The following is a 17,431-nucleotide window of genomic DNA, read 5'->3' on the forward strand; positions in this document are numbered from 1 at the left end:
GCACATGACACAAACTCTCGAATCAGAACGTCTGATTATAGGCCTGACGGGCGGTATCGGCAGCGGCAAGTCTGCAGCGACCCGATTCTTTTCCGAACTGGGTATCACCGTCGTTGATGCAGACGAGCTGTCACGGGAAGTCGTTAAACCCGGCGAGCCTGCATTGCAGGCCATCGTTGCGCACTTCGGAGATGGCGTGCTGCTGGACGACGGTCAACTGGACCGGCGTCAGCTTCGCCAGCGAATCTTTGATGACCACAATGAAAGAAAGTGGCTTGAACAGTTGCTTCATCCGTTAATCCGGCAGGAGATCATCTCTCGTCTGACCACCAGCACGTCGCCGTACACACTGCTGTCTTCACCCCTGCTGCTGGAAACCGATCAGCAGCGCCTGTGCTCACGCGTATTGCTGATAGATGCGCCTGAATCCCTGCAGATCGAACGCACGATTGTCAGAGACAACAGCAGTGAAGCGACCGTTAAGGCCATCATGGAAAGCCAGATGGCACGCCACGCCAGGATCGAACGCGCGGATGATATCATTGTCAATGACGGCGACCTGAATCAACTCAAAGACGCTGTAACGGCTCAGCACCAAAGATATCTGGAAATGACACAATGACTGAAAGAATCCTCAAAGTGAACTGCCCTACCTGCAGCAGTATGGTTGTCTGGAAAGAGGAAAACAAATACCGGCCGTTCTGCAGCGAACGCTGCAAACTGATTGACTTCGGCGAGTGGGCCAATGAGCGCCACACTATTGCCGGTGACCCTGTAGACCCTGAGCAGATTGACGCCCTGGCCAGTTTCAGCTCCGAGCGAAATGACTGACACCGCAACTGCACAGACCAGTACGACCGTTCACGTGGCCGTCGGTGTAATATTGGGAACGGATGGAAAAATCCTGATTACCCAGCGGCACGCGCGACAGCATCTCGGTGGTTACTGGGAATTTCCGGGGGGCAAAGTAGAGCCCGACGAATCCGTTGGGCAGGCGTTGGCGCGGGAACTCCTCGAAGAACTCAATATTCGTGTTATAAGCCATCAACCTCTATGCAGAATTACCCATCATTACCCGGACAAATCCGTGTTACTTGATGTGCATGAAGTGATCGCATTTGAAGGTGAACCTCGTGGCATGGAGAACCAGCCTATGCGCTGGCTCGACCGCAGAGAGCTGCGGTCTGATCAGTTTCCGGCCGCCAATCGAGCCATCATACGTGCATTGCACCTTCCCGATCATGTCATGATTTACGACTGTGGCACTCCTGCTGCAGAACCGCTGCCGACCGGCGCACTGGCCAACTCAGCACTTGTCCGATTGCGCAGAACCGACTCAGATCCGTCGCCATCAAACTACTGCGCCATGGCGAGCAAACTAATCCAGCGGTACAGCCACAATGCAACTGATACGCAGCCTGTCAGATTCCTGCTGGATACCGATTTAAACAGTCACCCCGAAACGCTGCAGCTGGCGAAAAAGTTTCCGCTGCATGTCGCCGGCTTCTATCTGAACAGCCATGCAGCGAAAGAGATACCAGTCGGGCATCAACTGGAACGGGCTGACGATCTGCTACTGGGCACATCCTGCCATTCAGAAGTGGAGTTGCATCATGCTGCAGAACTTGCGGTGGACTTTGCCATCGTATCACCCGTGTTGCCAACCACCAGTCATCCCGGCAAGCCGGGCATGGGCTGGCCGGCATTCTCACAGCTGGCGAGCGATTTTCCTGCGGCAGTATACGCCATGGGGGGAATGCAGTTAGCCGATCTGGAAACAGCAAAGCAGGCTGGCGCCAGAGGCATCGCCGGCATCAGTATGTACAGAAAGCAGGAATGACTGCCTGCTCGCAGCTGACTGATCAGCTGCGATAGGAAGCGTTGATACGCACGTATTCCTCTGTCAGATCGGCGGTCCATACCTGCTCGTTGACGTCACCACGACCCAGGCTGATGGTCAGTGTGATATCGACCTGGTTCATGACGCGCTGCCCCTGCTCTTCAGTATAGGAAGGCGCCAGACCACCCTTTTCAACGATCTGCACATCGCCAAGCCAGATATCGATTTTAGTGACATCCAGACTCTCCACGCCAGCCCGACCGATGGCTGCCAGAATACGGCCCCAGTTCGGGTCCGAGGCGGCCAGCGCAGTTTTAACGAGTGGCGACTCAGCTATTGCGTAGGCTACCTGGAGACATTCCTGAACCGTGCCGCCACCACGAACATCAACAGTGACAAACTTGGTGGCGCCCTCTGCATCACGAATAATGAGTTTTGCCAGCCCGATCATAAGTTCATGCAGCGCGGTTGTGAACGCATCCAGCAGTGCCGGATCTGCCTCACTGACTTTGACACCGCTCTTGCCGGTGGCACTGAGTGTGCAGCAGTCATTGGTAGAGGTATCACCATCCACGGTAATGCGATTGAACGAATAGGTGACCGCCGATTGCAGCAGCGACTGCAGCAGAGGCAACTCGATATCCGCGTCGGTTCCAACAAAGGCCAGCATGGTCGCCATGTTGGGTTTGATCATACCGGCACCTTTGGTGATACCCGTCAGGGTTATGCGTTTGCCCTGGTGTTCAACAACAGTAGAGATGCCTTTGGGGCGCGTATCTGTCGTCATGATACCGCTGGCAGCTGCCAGCCAGTTGTCAGCCACCAGCGACTGTCTGGCCTCTGGCAGTGCTGCGACAATGCGTTCAGCCGGTAATCGCTCACCAATAACACCGGTGGAAAACGGCAATACCTGATGATCCGCAACGCCCGTGAGCCCGGCAACAGCGTGACAGCAGGTTTCCGCGTCTTTCATACCCTGCGGGCCTGTGCCGGCATTGGCATTGCCGGTGTTGACCAGCAGATAGCGGATATCCCCCTTCGCGCTGGCGATATGATGACGCGCCAGCGTAACCGGTGCCGCGCAAAACGCGTTCAGCGTGAAGACAGCCGTCGTGCGAGTGCCCTCGGCGAGTTCAAACAACACGAGGTCGCGGCGGTTCTTGTAGCGCACGCCGGCGCAGACAGTAGCGATATTGATGCCGTCTACCGGCAATAATTGACCCAGCTCATGACTTCCAGTTGCCATAACTTACACCCTGACGTTTTTTCTGTTCGTGAACACAATCATCAGCCCGACCAGCGGGCACCCTTCCTGGGTTATCAGCTTAATCGGCCGTGACACTGTTTGTATTTCTTGCCCGAGCCACAGGGACAGGGATCATTTCGGCCCAGCTTCGGCGTTTCGCGCACAAATGGTGACTGCTGGTCATCATTGTTTTCCTGTGCCCTTCCTTCTGCGGCAGCTGCGGCCTGCATGGCATTCGCCTCTGAGTGCTCGAACTGCATTTTCTCTTTGGCACGCTCTGCTTCACGGGCGCGCTCAATCGCATCAATCTCTTCTGGCGAACGCACCTGCACATGACTCAGGAAGCGGATCACATCGTGCTGCAGGCGAGACAGCAGACTCTGGAACAGCCCAAATGCCTCGCGTTTGTATTCCTGCTTGGGATTCTTGCCCGCGTAACCACGCAGGGAAATACCCTGGCGCAAATGGTCCATCGCCTGCAAATGCTCCTTCCACAGCGTATCGAGAATCTGCAGTACGATCTGCTTTTCCAGCAACTGCATTTTCTCTCCGACTGTATTGCGCTTTTGCGTATACGCATCCGCCAGCGCCACCTTGATCTTTTCGCGCAGGGTTTCCTCGTAAAGCTTTTCGTCTTCCTCCAGCCACTGGGCAATCGGCAGGTGAATGGCAAACTCTGCTTCAATCGCCTTTTCCAGACCCGGGATATCCCATTGCTCAAATATGCTCTGCGGCGGTACGTGGCTGCTGATCACTTCATCCGCCACGTCATCGCGCATGTTGCTGACCAGTTCACTGATGTCATCGCTGGCCATGATCTCATTGCGCTGACGATAGACAATGGTTCGCTGGTCATTCGCCACGTTGTCGTATTCAAGCAACTGTTTGCGGATATCGAAGTTTCGACCTTCCACTTTGCGCTGAGCTTTTTCAATGGACTTGGAGACCATGCCATGCTCAATCGCCTCGCCACGCTCCATACCCAGCGCCTGCATGATGTTCTTCACGCGCTCTGACGCGAAAATACGCATCAGATTATCTTCCAGCGACAGATAAAAACGTGAGTAGCCCGGGTCGCCCTGACGACCAGCTCGACCGCGCAACTGGTTATCGATTCGACGTGATTCGTGACGTTCAGTACCGATAATATGCAGGCCGCCCGCTTCCAGCACCTGGTCGTGGCGCTGCTGCCACTCTGCTTTCAGTTTATCGCGCTGTTCCGGCGTCACTTCCCCAGCTGCAGCCGCTTCAACTTCCCAGTTGCCGCCCAGTACAATGTCGGTACCCCGGCCTGCCATATTGGTTGCAATGGTGACGACTCCCGGTCGCCCCGCCTGCGCAATGATCTGCGCTTCTTTTTCGTGAAACTTGGCGTTGAGGACCTCGTGCTGCACCTTTTCTTTTTTCAGGAAGGCGGACAGCAATTCCGAGGTTTCAATTGAGGCAGTACCCACCAGTACTGGCGCGCCCTGTGAACTGAATTCCTTGATATCGCGGACAATCGCCTCGAATTTTTCTTCCATGCTCATGAACACCAGATCGTTCATGTCACGTCGCTGCATGGGTTTGTTGGGTGGAATCACGACAACTTCCAGATCGTAGATCTGCTTGAATTCAAACGCTTCCGTGTCAGCAGTACCGGTCATCCCGGAGAGTTTCTGATACAGACGGAAGTAGTTCTGGAAGGTGGTGGATGCCAGCGTCTGACTCTCGCTCTGGATCTCCAGCCCTTCTTTCGCCTCGATGGCCTGATGCAGACCCTCAGACAGTCGTCGCCCTTCCATGGTGCGGCCAGTGTGCTCGTCGATCAGCACAATACGGCCTTCCTTGACGATGTACTCAACGTCTTTGTTAAACAGATAATGCGCCTTGAGCGCAGAATGGATATGGTGCAGCAGGCCCAGGTTGGCAGCCGCATACAGGCTCTCGCCCTCTTTGAGCAGGTTGCGCTCGGACAGCAGTTGTTCAAGATGTTCATGACCTGCTTCGGTCAGCTCCACCTGTCGGGTCTTCTCATCCACCATGAAGTGACCTGACTCAACCTTTTCCTCACGCTCCAGCGAGATGCCTGGTGTCTTTTCAACCGGAGCATCGCCTTTCTCAAGCTTGTCCACCAAAGAGTTGATGGTCTGGTACAGGCGTGAGCTGTCTTCTGCCGCACCCGAGATGATCAAAGGAGTTCGCGCCTCATCGATCAGGATGGAGTCCACTTCGTCGACGATGGCGAAATTCAATTGACGCTGGAACTTGTCCTGAACGCGAAACGCCATATTGTCGCGCAGGTAGTCAAAGCCAAACTCGTTGTTGGTGCCGTAAGTAATGGATGCCTGGTAGGCCTCGCGTTTTTCCTGAGGCGGCTGGCCGCTCTTGATGACACCAACGGTCAGACCCAGGAACTCATATAACGGGCGCATCCAGTTGGCGTCACGAGAGGCCAGATAGTCGTTGACAGTCACAATGTGGACGCCTTCACCGGTCAGACCATTCAGGTAGGCAGGCAACGTAGCCACCAGGGTTTTGCCCTCACCGGTTTTCATCTCGGCGATATCGCCGTGATTCAGCACCATGCCGCCAATCATCTGTACGTCAAAGTGGCGCAGGCCAAGTGTTCGTTTACTGGCTTCACGGACCACCGCAAATGCCTCGGGCAACAGGCTGTCCAGTGACGCGCCGCCATCGTAACGCGATTTGAACTCTTCCGTTTTGGCACGCAGCTCGGCATCGCTCAGTTTTTCCAGCTCCGACTCATGGCTGTAGATCTGCCTGACAGTTTTTTGCAGCTTCTTCAACTTTCTGGAATTGCTGCTACCAAAAATTCTGCTTAGAAATGATGTACTCATGGTGTCCTGCTTGAATCGTAAATGACGGTATACGGCGCCGGCTCATCAAGGGGCGACGGCATTGTTAAATAAGGGAGTGTCTGAGTACCGCGTCAGCGGTGTGTGCGGCGGATATAAGAGGATGGGTCAACGACGCGACCGTTCTTGTAAACCTCGAAATGGACATGCGGGCCGGTTGATCGACCGGTACTGCCAATCAATGCGATGGTCTGGCCCTGGGTAACGATGTCACCCGTTTCGACCTTGAGTTCTTTCGCATGCGCGTAGCGTGTCAGGTAACCGTTGCCATGATCAACTTCAACAGTCAGTCCATAATTGTCGCGGTCACCAGCGTAAGTAACCACTCCCGCACCGACTGATACAATTGGGCCACCGGCAGCGCCTGCGAAGTCGACACCACTGTGCCAGGCCATGGCACCAGTGAATGGGTCGGCCCGGCGACCAAAGCCCGAGGACAGCCAACCGCTGCGCACCGGACGTCCGGCGATCTCCGCTTCTTTGAGGAGTTGCTGACCATTAATGAGCTGGCTCAGCGTCTCGAGCTGTTCGCTGCGACGCGCAATATCGTTCTCCAGCTGATCAATGGCAAACAGAAAGTCGGGGGTCGAGACCGTGCCGGAATCACTGATCAGGATGCCGCCGGCCGCTGGTGGCTGGCTGAAGTCGAACTCACTGGTATCGAGATCTGCGACCGTGGTCAGTCTCTCACCCAGTGCGTCCAGGCGCAGCATTCTCGCCTGCAGCGTTGCCAGGCGGGTGGTCAGCGCTTCGAGCTGCACTTCGGCGTTACGTTTCAACTGGGCAAGCGTCTGGGACTGCTCATCCAGTTTTTGCTGCCACTTTTCGGTAGCTTCCTGGCTGACAAGCTGATTGGCGTCGGAATCACTGACCGCCAGCTGATAACCCAGGTAACCCAGCGCTACAGGCGCACCAAGCAGGCACAGCGACAGCAGCCCCTTGAGCCATCCCCGGATCACAATAGTCCGGCTGTGTCCGTAGCGTTGGTTTACCAGAATCAGTTTCATAGAGAGGTCGGTGTCATCGTGTCATTGTCGCTCAGGCGGCTAACACCGGTTTGATGTAGGAAATCGGCACCTGTGATTCCGAGTCAAAGCTGACTCGCTCCCAGCTGTCCGGGTTGGCCTGCAAGGCTCGCAACAGCTTGTTGTTCAGCGAGTGGCCTGACTTGTAGCCCTTGAACTCACCCAGCAGACTGTAACCCAGCAGGTAAAGGTCGCCAATAGAGTCGAGGATTTTGTGTTTAACAAATTCGTCTTCGTAGCGCAGGCCATCTTCATTGAGGACTTTGTAATCGCCAACGGCAATGGCATTGTCCATACTTGCACCCAGAGCCAGATTACGGTTCCGCAGCTCTTCAAACTCATGCATAAAGCCGAAGGTTCTCGCCCGGCTGACTTCCTTGACGAAGGAAGTGCTGGAAAAATCGATAGTTGCGGATTTGGTATAGCGCCGGTATACGGGATGGTCATACAGCAGCGTGTAGCTGACCTTGAAGCCATCAAATGGCTCGATGCTGACAGATTTGTCGCCTTCCTCAAGTTTTACCGGCTTGGTCACGCGGATAAACTGTTTGGCGGCATCCTGCTCTTCTATACCAGCAGACTGAATAAGGAATACAAATGGGCCCGCACTGCCATCCATGATCGGCACTTCGCCGGCGCTGACTTCAACGTAGGCGTTATCAATGCCGAGCCCAAACATGGCCGACATAAGGTGTTCAATGGTGGAAACCCGTACCCCGTCCTTGACCAGACAGGTTGACAGCGTCGTATCGCCGACCAGCTCAGCGCGAGCCGGAATGTGGGGGCGCGACTCAAGATCTGTCCTTACAAACACAATGCCAGTGTCGACCGGTGCAGGTCGGAGCGTAAGATAGACCTTTTCACCCGTGTGCAGGCCAACGCCTGTGGCTCGGATGACATTTTTTAAGGTGCGCTGTTTCAACATATCGGGAAATTTTTCCGGGAATGGTATTTCGCCGGATGATAGCAAAGATCAACAAATAACCCAAATGTTGAATTGGCGCAAATCTGGACCCGGGCGGAGCCACCTCCCGGGTCCAGCCGGGCTTAGTCGGCCTGGCGACGCAGGAAAGCAGGAATATCCAGGTAATCCATACCATCCTCAGCACCCACAGCCTTGGCAAAGCTGCTGCCTGGCATCGTGTGACCAGTCGCTGCCGGTCGCGAACGTGCTGCCATGGGGCGCTCTGGAGCCCGCTCCGCACTGCGCTGGCTCGCGCCAGATGCCACCGCACGGGTGTTATCCACCACTTTGGTAGGACGCTGCTCTGCGGCGCGAATCTCACCCAGACCAGTGGCCACGACAGTGACACGGATTTCGTCAGTCATATTCGGATCGATTACCGTACCAACCACGACTGTTGCGTCATCGGAGGCGAATTCAGAGATGGTGTCGCCCACTTCCGAGAACTCACCAAGTGACATGTTCTCACCAGCCGTGATATTGACCAGAATACCGCGTGCCCCGTGCAGGTTTACGTCTTCCAGCAATGGGCTGCGGATGGCTGCTTCAGCTGCTTCGCGTGCCCGGTCTTCACCGGTTGCGTAGCCGGTACCCATCATCGCCATACCCATTTCAGACATCACGGTACGCACATCCGCGAAGTCCACGTTGATCATACCGGGACGAATGATCAGATCAGCGATGCCTTTCACAGCTCCCAGCAGCACATCGTTGGCCGCCTTGAATGCTTCCAGCAGCGAAGCCTGCTTGCCAAGCACCGCCAGCAGCTTTTCGTTGGGGATGGTGATCAGCGAGTCGACGTGCTGGGACAACTCCTGAATACCCTGTTCAGCGATCAGGGAACGCTTGCGCCCCTCGAATGGGAATGGTTTGGTAACCACCGCCACTGTAAGAATACCAAGCTCTCGGGCGACTTCAGCAAAGATCGGCGCGCCGCCTGTACCAGTACCGCCACCCATGCCGGCGGTGATAAACACCATGTCGGCACCGCTGAGGATCTCCGCAATTTCTTCTCGGTCCTCAAGTGCAGCCTGGCGGCCAACTTCGGGGTTGGCACCAGCGCCCAGACCCTTGGTTACCGTACTGCCCAGTTGCAGCAGTGTTTTGGCGTGCACATCAGTCAATGCCTGTGCGTCAGTGTTGGCACACACAAACTCAACGCCTTCAACCTGATTCGCGATCATGTGGCGAACAGCGTTTCCGCCGCCCCCACCAACACCAACCACTTTGATGACTGCACTTTGCGGAACGCTTTCTAATAGTTCAAACATATTGGCCCCCATTTCTACATCAAAAAGAATTTATCGGTTTTAAAACGTTCATTTCTAAAAATTTTCTTTCAACCAGTCTTTGACTCGCTTCAACACATTGATTTTCGGCTCCTTGACCGGAACCGGCTTGTGACTCCTTTCCTGGTGCTGCTGCTGTTTCATTGCCCAGATCAACAAACCAACGCCTGTGGAGTAAATCGGGTTGCGTACAATATCGGAAAGACCTTTAACACTTTGCGGCATGCCAAGCCGGACCGGCATGTGGAAAATTTCCTCAGCCAGTTCAATGACGCCTTCCATCTTGCTGGTACCGCCAGTCAGTACAACACCGGCAGCCATCAGATTCTCATAACCACTGCGCTGCAGTTCGGCCTTCACCATCGTGAACAGTTCGTCATAACGTGGCTCGACTACTTCTGCCAGTGCCTGTCTGGAAAGTTCACGCGCTGGTCTTTCACCAACACCTGGCACTTTGATCATGTCACCGGCGCTGGCAAGCTGAGTGAGCGCACATGCATACTTGATCTTGATCTCGTCGGCGTTATCAGTCGGGGTACGCAGCGCCATGGCAATGTCGTTGGTGACCTGATCCCCGGCAACAGCAATCACGCCTGTGTGACGAATGGCGCCTTCTGTAAAGATTGCGATATCTGTCGTGCCGCCACCGATATCCACCAGGCAGACGCCCAGCTCCTTCTCATCCTCTGTCAATACCGAGTAGCTGGACGCCAGCTGCTCAAGAATGATTTCTTCAGTCTGCAGACCACATCGCTTGATACATTTCTCGATATTCTGGACAGCGTTGATGGCGCAGGTTACCAGATGCACCTTTGCCTCCAGGCGAACACCAGACATGCCCAGCGGCTCTTTCACGCCTTCCTGAGAGTCGATAATGTATTCCTGTGGCAGAATATGCAGCACGCGCTGATCAGCCGGAATGGCAACCGCCTGTGCAGCATCAATGACGCGGTCTATATCAGCGCGAGTGACCTCCCGGTCACGGATGGCAACAATTCCGTGTGAGTTCATGCTGCGAATATGACTACCCGCGATTCCCGCGTAAACCGAGTGAATGCGACAGCCTGCCATCAATTCAGCTTCTTCCACGGCACGTTGAATCGATTCAACCGTTGATTCAATATTGACGACCGTGCCCTTCTTGAGTCCGCGCGAGCGATGGCTGCCTATGCCAACAATATTCAGCGCACCATCGGCCTTGATCTCACCCACAATGGCGACAACCTTGGATGTACCTATATCCAGACCTACGATCATGTTGCTGTTCTCTGCAGCGCTCATAACTTTTACCTGCCTATCGGCTCGCCACGGTATCGGTGGGTGCCGAGCGTTTACTTACTGAAAATCCATTGTTGTACCGCAAGTCGACTATGTCGGCTGCGGCTATTTCTGCTGCCATGCCCCGATTATGAATTGAGACAAATCGTGCCAGCCGCTCATCTGCCTGAGCTCTACCCAGCTTCAGCGTCAGGCCGTCGGCAGTTTCTATCTGCCAGGACCCGCGCTCGTCCAGTGCAACAGCCTCTACACTCATTCCAATACCCGCCAACATGTCCGCATACTGGCGGTAGCGCTGCAAAACCTGAGACTCCATACCCTGCGGACCCGACAGCCCCGGCAACTCAGATTCTCCGCCGCGCCACGGCGCACTGAATATTTCACCTTCGATATTCAGAAGGTCACTTTCACCCCAGCGCGCAATTCCCTGCTCCTCTTCGAGTCGAATTACCAGCGCGTCCGGCCAGACCCGACGAACGCTGGCATGATGTATCCAGGGATTCTGCTCAAGCTCCTGCTTCAAATCCTGAACATCCACCCCCAGAAATCCGGACTCGGTGTATCGTGCAAGCAGGCTTCGTACCTCCTGCTCGGTAACGTTTGTCAGTGGCGACTCCATTCGCACGGTATTGATCGTTCTGTTTATGACAGGGCGATCAAACTCCGGCATGTTGATCACCGGAATATTCAAATCAGGCACAAGTGCGGCGTACTCCGCCACGGTATCGGAGATGATGCCCCGATAGTGGTTGGCCAGCACCACAGCCAATCCCAGAAGTGCCAGAGCCAGCAACCACCATGGTTTGCGACGCTTCACATCATCAGCCGACACCTCTGCAGAGGCTCCTCTGGCTGCACTCTCTGCCCGAATTGGCGCAAAGTCCTGCGGCACGTCAGCACTGGCTGAGTATGCAGAAAATGATGTTGATCGACGATTTCCGGTCACAGACTAGTCTCCAGAATTCGAACTACCAGTTGCTCAAAACTGAGCCCGTTTGTCTTTGCGGACAGTGGCACGAGACTATGGTCTGTCATACCTGGGACTGTGTTCAGCTCCAGCAGCCAGAAGTTCTCGTCGCCGTCCTGCATGACATCAACGCGTCCCCAACCATTAGCGCCAAGCACCTCGAAAGCTCTCAGACAAAGTCGTGCCAGCTCATCGCTTTTTTCATCGCTCAGCGGCGCTGGGCAGCGGTACTTTGTATCGTTTGACTTGTACTTGGCGTCGTAGTCGTAGAATTCGTGATGAGTGGACATTTCGATCGCCGGGAACACCTCACCACGAATAATCGGGACGGTAAACTCTCTGCCACGGATACGCTGTTCTGCCATGACTTCAGTGTCAAAACCACGGGCTTTATCGAAAGCAGCTTTCAGCGCGCCGGCATCGGCGACCATGGACATTCCTATACTGGAGCCTTCATGTGAGGGCTTCACCACCAGCTCTCCAAAACTGTCCACCAGTCCCTGCCAGTCAGTTGCCTCATCAAGGACGGCACTGGCTGGCGTTGGCAGTCCACTGTGCTGCCAGATCCATTTGGTTTTGACTTTGTCCATTGCCAGCGCAGATGCCAGTACACCACTGCCTGTATACGGGATACCCATCAGATCGAGCATGCCCTGAAGCTTTCCGTCTTCACCTCCGCGGCCATGCAGAATATTGAATACACGGTCGATCTTTTTATCCAGCAGCTGAGCAGGCAGGCTGTCATCGACGTCAATGCCGATTGCGTCGACGCCAGCGCGCACCAGGCCATCAAGCACAGCACGACCACTGAGAAGAGAAATTTCCCTTTCCGCCGACTTGCCGCCCATCAGGACTGCCACTTTGCCAAAACGACTCATATCACTCATTTCATCAACCCTTGCTCGGCCAGAGCCCTGGCCAGTGCACCGACACTGCCAGCGCCCTGTGTAATCACAACATCACCGTCTTTGACGATATCTTTAAGAACGTCCCGGACACTGTCCTCGCTTTTGACGAACACCGGGTCAATCTTGCCCCGCATCCGAATGCTGCGACACAGGCTGCGCGAATCAGCGCCCGGAATTGCCTCTTCACCAGCCGAGTAAACATCGAGCATCAACAACACGTCGACCTCTGACAGCACGGTAACAAAGTCCTCGTAAAGGTCTTTGGTCCGTGTGTATCTGTGTGGCTGATAGATCATCACGATACGCGCCTGCGACCAGCCAGCCCGCAGTGCTGCAATGGTCGCTGCGACTTCGCTTGGGTGATGACCGTAGTCATCCAGCAACATCACTTTGCCACCACCGGCAATCTCGAACTCGCCTTGAATGTCGAAGCGCCGCCCGACACCCTGGAAGGTAGCCAGGCCGGAGCAGATCGACTCGTCGTCGACACCTTCATCAGTCGCCACCGCGATCGCCGCGGCAGCATTCAGGGCATTGTGACGCCCGGGTATGGACATGCTGATTGGCAAGGCATCGTGACCATCGGGACGATGCACCACAAAGCGGGTGTGCTGCTTTTGCTGACTCCAGTCAGCAACGCGATAGTCCGCATCATCCGAGAACCCGTAGGTAATCACCGGGCGGGCGACACGCGGCAGAATTTCGCGCACTACCGGGTCATCAATACAGAGCACCGCCAGACCGTAAAAAGGCAGATTGTGAAGAAACTCAATAAAGTAACTTTTCAGCTTGTTGAAATCGCCGTCATAGGAACCCATGTGGTCGGCGTCTATATTTGTGACAACTGCCACCATAGGTTGCAGATGGAGGAATGACACATCGCTCTCATCAGCTTCACAGACCAGATACCGGCTTTCACCCAGCGCCGCATTCACGCCTGCGCTGTTCAGTCGACCGCCGATAACAAAGGTCGGCGCCAGATCAGCCTGAGCAAAGATGGAAGCGACCAGACTGGTTGTAGTCGTTTTGCCATGAGTGCCGGCAATCGCCACTGCGTGACGATACCGCATCAGTTCAGCGAGCATTTCTGCACGCGGGATAATTGGTTTGCCGTTCTGCTTGGCTGCTACGAGCTCGGGGTTCTCCTTGTTGACAGCACTGGAGTAAACAACGACATCGGCATCTTTGACATTGCTGCTGGTGTGACCGATAAAAATGGTCGCTCCCAGTTGATCAAGACGATCCGTTACAGCTGATGATTTGATATCGGAGCCACTGATGCGATAACCCTGGTTCAGCAGTACCTCAGCGATACCACACATGCCGGCACCACCAATACCAACAAAGTGGATGGTCTTGATACGCCGCATCTCAGGAACCTGGTAATAACGCGAGCGATGACTATCCATGACAGACCTCCTTACAAATCGAAGCAACACGCTGGCTTGCATCAGGCGTAGCCGCACGTCGCGCAGCAACTGCCATTTCCGCCAGACGGGCAGGCTCCGCCAGAAACTCGCGGCAAAGCGCGACCAACATGTCAACGTTCAAATCTTTCTGCTGGTACATAACCGCAGCGCCCGCTTCAACCAGATGTTTTGCATTGGCTGTCTGATGATCATCAATCGCATGCGGGAACGGTACCAGCACCGAGGGCAGGCCAGCGATGGCAAGCTCGGCCAGGGTGCCGGCGCCAGCGCGGCAGACCACCAGGTCTGCCCATTGCAGCACTTCACCCATATCATCAATGAATGGCATCAGACGAACACGATCAGATCCGGCAAGTCCGGCACTGGCGTACGCCTGCTCGGTTTCCACAAATTTCTGTTTGCCGCACTGATGCCAGACTTTTATATTGGCATCGGCTGTACGCGACACAAACTCGACCATCACCGAGTTCAACCAGGCGGCGCCCAGGCTGCCACCCAACACGAGTAACCTCAGCTCACGCTGACCGTCGTACTGGTCGGTACTGACCGACATCCTGGCGATATCGGCGCGTACAGGATTCCCGGTGCATATCGTCTTGCTGCTGCCCGGAAACGTTCCGCGGAATGACTCAAGCACCCTTTTCGCGAACGGTACGAGCAGTCGGTTGGTAGTCCCGGCAATCGCATTTTGCTCATGAATGATCAGCGGCGTCCGCGTCAACCAGGCCGCCACTCCACCAGGACCGGCAACATAGCCGCCAAACCCGATCACGCAGCAGGGACGATAACTGCGCAGTAATCGAACCGCACGCCACACGGAACTCAACACCATAAAAGGAGCCTTGAGCAGCGACAGGCGACTTTTGCCACGCAGACCACTGACTGGCAATTTATGAAGCTGCACGTCAGTTCCTGACAGCACGTCATTTTCCATGCCGGCTGGCGTGCCGAGCCAGTGCACCTGGTACTGCTCGGCCTGAAGAATTCTGGCAACAGCCAGTGCGGGAAAAATGTGACCACCGGTGCCGGCTGCCATGATCAGAACAGATGGGTGCGTCATGCAGCATCCTCCTGTTCCATTGCAGAACTGCCATTTGTCAGCTCATAGTCGATGCGCATAAGCACCCCGATCATAAAAAAGCTGATCAACAGGCTGTTGCCACCATAACTCAGGAATGGCAGCGTCAGACCCTTGGTTGGCAACAGACCGGTGTTCACCCCAAAATTGATAAACACCTGTGTCGCAAAAATCATGGCCAGGCCGTAGGCCACATACGCATTGAAATAATTCTGTTGCGCCTCGGCAGCGCGGCCTACCCGGAATGCGGTCAGAATGAGTATGCAGAACAGCGACAGCACGACCAGAACACCCGCCAGTCCCAGCTCCTCGGCTAGAATGGACAATACGAAGTCGGTGTGCGCTTCCGGCAGGAAATACAGCTTCTGAATACTGCTACCGAGTCCAACCCCAAACCACTCACCACGTCCGAAGGCAATCAATGCCTGTGTCAGCTGATATCCCTCGCCATATACATACTCGGCTGCCCATGGATTGAGGAACGAGGTCAGACGATTGATGACGTAGGGTTTGCTGATCGCCAGCCAGGCAAATGCGGCAAAGCACAGCATCACCAGGAACATGAATCTGTGCAGTTTGGCGCCCGCCAGGAAAAGCAGTGTGAACGTCGTGGCCATCAGTATGACCATTGCGCCGTGATCAGGCTCGAAGTGCAGCAAGACAACTGCGCCACCCATGATGACCATTGGCTTGAGAAATCCAGACCAGCTCAGCTGCACTTCCTCCCGGCGACGGGAAAGAAAGGCTGCCATGAAAAAGACCATAAATACTTTGGTCATCTCGGATGGCTGCAGACGATAAAACCCCAGGTCGAGCCAGCGTGCGCTGCCGTTGACGACAGTACCCACGCCCGGAATCAGCACCAGAATCAACAGCAGGATGGCTACCGCCAGAAGCGGCGCGCTCGCCTGGTACCAGAGCCGCATCGGTATTTTTAGAGCCACAGCCACCAGGCAAAGGCCCACGATAATAAAAAATACCTGGCGCTTGAAGAAGTACAGAGGGTCACCCATCTGACTGTTGCCAATTTCCATAGAGGCTGAAGTCATCATGACCAGGCCAATGCCGGTCAGCATCAACATCATCAACAGCATTGTGTTGACAGGTTGTGCCGGCTCTCTGGCAGCGACCCGCACGGCACCGCGGCTTCTTGTCATCAGCGTACTCATGACAGCGCCTCTACAGCGGCCGCAAATACCCGGCCACGATGTGCAAAGTCTTTGAACATGTCATAACTGGCGCAGGCTGGCGACAGCAGCACAGCATCCCCACTATTCGCGCTTTCAGCGGCTTCAGCGACTGCTTCTTCCATACTCGATGCACGCATGATGTCGACGGCGCTGCCGATCACGCTTGCCAGCTTGTCCGCGTCTTTGCCAATGAGGATGACTCGCTTGACGAAACGATCCAGTGACGGCAGCAGGGGAGAAAAGTCCTGGTCCTTGCCGATGCCCCCTGCGATCAGTACCAACTCGCCGCGTGTTCGTTCGGCGATGGCCTGAATCGCCACAAGGGTAGCACCCACATTGGTTCCCTTGGAGTCATTGTAGTAATCGACCCCGCGCAGGGAGCGGACCAATTGGCAGCGGTGTGGCAGTCCGGCAAACTCGCGCAGGGTCGCGATCATGGCGGATTCCGGTATTCCGGCAGCAAAGCCAAGGCAGTAGGCAGCCATCACATTGGCCAGGTTATGTCGCCCTACCAGACGCACATCACGTGCCGGCATGACGAGATGTTCGCCCATCGCAAGCCATGGCTCGCGCTCATGCATGGTGATACCCATCTGCTGTTCAGCGGGCTCGCTGAAACCATAGGTGAATCGACGGCTGAACTGCGTCTCACCTTCGGGCTCGCTTGCCGCGTCATCGGTGTTGACCACGACCTGGTGACAGCCACGGTAGATCCGCTGTTTTGCAGCTTTATATTCGTCCATGCTGTCGTAGCGATCCATGTGGTCTTCACTCAAATTGAGTATGGTCGCCACTTCCGCGCAAAGATTCTGGGTGGTTTCCAGCTGAAAACTGGACAACTCGAGGACATAGAGGTCACGCGGCCCGAGTCGCAGCAGATCAAGCGCGGGCATGCTGGCCCTGCCATCCAGATTGCCGCCTACTCCCACTTCCATACCGGCTGCGCGAGCCATCTCTGCAAGCAGTGTTACGACGGTGCTCTTGCCGTTTGAGCCCGTTACAGCAATTACCGGTGCTGTTGCCTGGCGGCTGAAAATGTCGATATCACCAGTAACGGGCACGCCAGCTGCAACAGCAGCGGCGATTTCTGGTGTTTTCAGGCCGACACCTGGACTCAATACAATCTCTTCAGCATTCAGCAACAGCTGTTGATCAAAATTTCCAAGACTGACTTTGGCAAATGGAAACTCGACTTCGAATTCGGGCAGACAGGGTGGGCTGAAGCGATTGTCGACAACACGAAAAGCCTGACCAGTGGAGTGAAAGTAACGCGCACAGGACAACCCAGTCTTGCCCAGACCGACGATGACCTTGTACTTTTCCACCTTAGCTGATGTCACTGCCATGACCTCTTGGCC

14 protein-coding genes and 1 pseudogene are annotated in these 17,431 nt (G+C 55.2%); 3 read left to right on the forward strand and 12 right to left on the reverse strand.

The features are described 5' to 3' along the window. The first annotated feature begins 4 nt into the window (after window positions 1–4). The 3 genes from coaE to QGM61_RS12080 are packed head-to-tail and all read left to right on the forward strand — an operon-like array spanning window position 5 to window position 1,840. Entirely contained in the window at window positions 5–622 is a 618-nt protein-coding gene (gene coaE / locus QGM61_RS12070) for a dephospho-CoA kinase (RefSeq protein WP_237134813.1), read from the forward strand. Then, window positions 619–831 carry a DNA gyrase inhibitor YacG gene (gene yacG, locus QGM61_RS12075; RefSeq protein WP_237134814.1) on the forward strand — a complete coding sequence of 71 codons (213 nt, stop codon included), beginning with the start codon at window positions 619–621 and terminating at the stop codon, window positions 829–831. The genes coaE and yacG overlap by 4 nt, the downstream gene beginning before the upstream one ends. Then, on the forward strand, window positions 824–1,840 hold the full coding sequence (locus QGM61_RS12080) for a Nudix family hydrolase (RefSeq protein ID WP_281133151.1): 1,017 nt from the start codon (window positions 824–826) through the stop codon (window positions 1,838–1,840). The genes yacG and QGM61_RS12080 overlap by 8 nt, the downstream gene beginning before the upstream one ends. 22 nt (window positions 1,841–1,862) lie before the next feature. On the opposite strand, the gene argJ is transcribed toward QGM61_RS12080, so the two are convergent. The 12 genes and pseudogenes from argJ to murD form a co-directional block, all read right to left on the reverse strand. Further along, entirely contained in the window at window positions 1,863–3,086 is a 1,224-nt protein-coding gene (argJ, locus tag QGM61_RS12085; protein ID WP_237134816.1) for a bifunctional glutamate N-acetyltransferase/amino-acid acetyltransferase ArgJ, read from the reverse strand. 74 nt (window positions 3,087–3,160) lie between these two features. Continuing rightward, window positions 3,161–5,926, reverse strand: coding sequence for a preprotein translocase subunit SecA (secA, locus tag QGM61_RS12090; protein WP_281133152.1), 2,766 nt, complete (start codon window positions 5,924–5,926; stop codon window positions 3,161–3,163). Window positions 5,927–6,018: 92 nt separating this feature from the next. Then, window positions 6,019–6,951 carry a M23 family metallopeptidase gene (locus QGM61_RS12095; RefSeq protein ID WP_237134818.1) on the reverse strand — a complete coding sequence of 311 codons (933 nt, stop codon included), beginning with the start codon at window positions 6,949–6,951 and terminating at the stop codon, window positions 6,019–6,021. A 31-nt stretch (window positions 6,952–6,982) separates the two neighbouring features. Next, window positions 6,983–7,894: a UDP-3-O-acyl-N-acetylglucosamine deacetylase gene (gene lpxC / locus QGM61_RS12100; protein WP_237134819.1), complete on the reverse strand. Its 912-nt coding sequence runs from the start codon at window positions 7,892–7,894 to the stop codon at window positions 6,983–6,985. Between the two features lie 307 nt (window positions 7,895–8,201). After that, window positions 8,202–9,204: pseudogene (ftsZ, locus tag QGM61_RS12105) on the reverse strand (cell division protein FtsZ); the annotation flags it as partial. 54 nt (window positions 9,205–9,258) lie between these two features. Further along, window positions 9,259–10,503: a cell division protein FtsA gene (gene ftsA / locus QGM61_RS12110; protein WP_237134821.1), complete on the reverse strand. Its 1,245-nt coding sequence runs from the start codon at window positions 10,501–10,503 to the stop codon at window positions 9,259–9,261. 13 nt (window positions 10,504–10,516) lie between these two features. Continuing rightward, window positions 10,517–11,446 (reverse strand): cell division protein FtsQ/DivIB, encoded by a 930-nt coding sequence (locus tag QGM61_RS12115; protein ID WP_237134822.1) that lies wholly within the window; start codon window positions 11,444–11,446, stop codon window positions 10,517–10,519. Then, window positions 11,443–12,354: a D-alanine--D-alanine ligase gene (locus QGM61_RS12120; RefSeq protein WP_237134823.1), complete on the reverse strand. Its 912-nt coding sequence runs from the start codon at window positions 12,352–12,354 to the stop codon at window positions 11,443–11,445. Before QGM61_RS12120 ends, QGM61_RS12115 begins: the two co-directional genes overlap by 4 nt. Further along, window positions 12,351–13,784: a UDP-N-acetylmuramate--L-alanine ligase gene (murC, locus tag QGM61_RS12125; RefSeq protein ID WP_281133153.1), complete on the reverse strand. Its 1,434-nt coding sequence runs from the start codon at window positions 13,782–13,784 to the stop codon at window positions 12,351–12,353. The genes QGM61_RS12120 and murC overlap by 4 nt, the downstream gene beginning before the upstream one ends. Continuing rightward, a complete protein-coding gene (gene murG / locus QGM61_RS12130) occupies window positions 13,777–14,865 on the reverse strand; it encodes an undecaprenyldiphospho-muramoylpentapeptide beta-N-acetylglucosaminyltransferase (RefSeq protein ID WP_281133154.1) in 1,089 nt (362 codons plus the stop codon). The genes murC and murG overlap by 8 nt, the downstream gene beginning before the upstream one ends. Next, window positions 14,862–16,052 carry a putative lipid II flippase FtsW gene (gene ftsW, locus QGM61_RS12135; protein WP_281133155.1) on the reverse strand — a complete coding sequence of 397 codons (1,191 nt, stop codon included), beginning with the start codon at window positions 16,050–16,052 and terminating at the stop codon, window positions 14,862–14,864. Before ftsW ends, murG begins: the two co-directional genes overlap by 4 nt. Next, window positions 16,049–17,419 (reverse strand): UDP-N-acetylmuramoyl-L-alanine--D-glutamate ligase, encoded by a 1,371-nt coding sequence (murD, locus tag QGM61_RS12140; protein ID WP_281133156.1) that lies wholly within the window; start codon window positions 17,417–17,419, stop codon window positions 16,049–16,051. The genes ftsW and murD overlap by 4 nt, the downstream gene beginning before the upstream one ends. Window positions 17,420–17,431: the final 12 nt, after the last annotated feature.

Source organism: Pseudohongiella sp. SYSU M77423 (genome assembly GCF_029911965.1).
In the GTDB taxonomy this organism is placed as follows: domain Bacteria; phylum Pseudomonadota; class Gammaproteobacteria; order Pseudomonadales; family Pseudohongiellaceae; genus Pseudohongiella.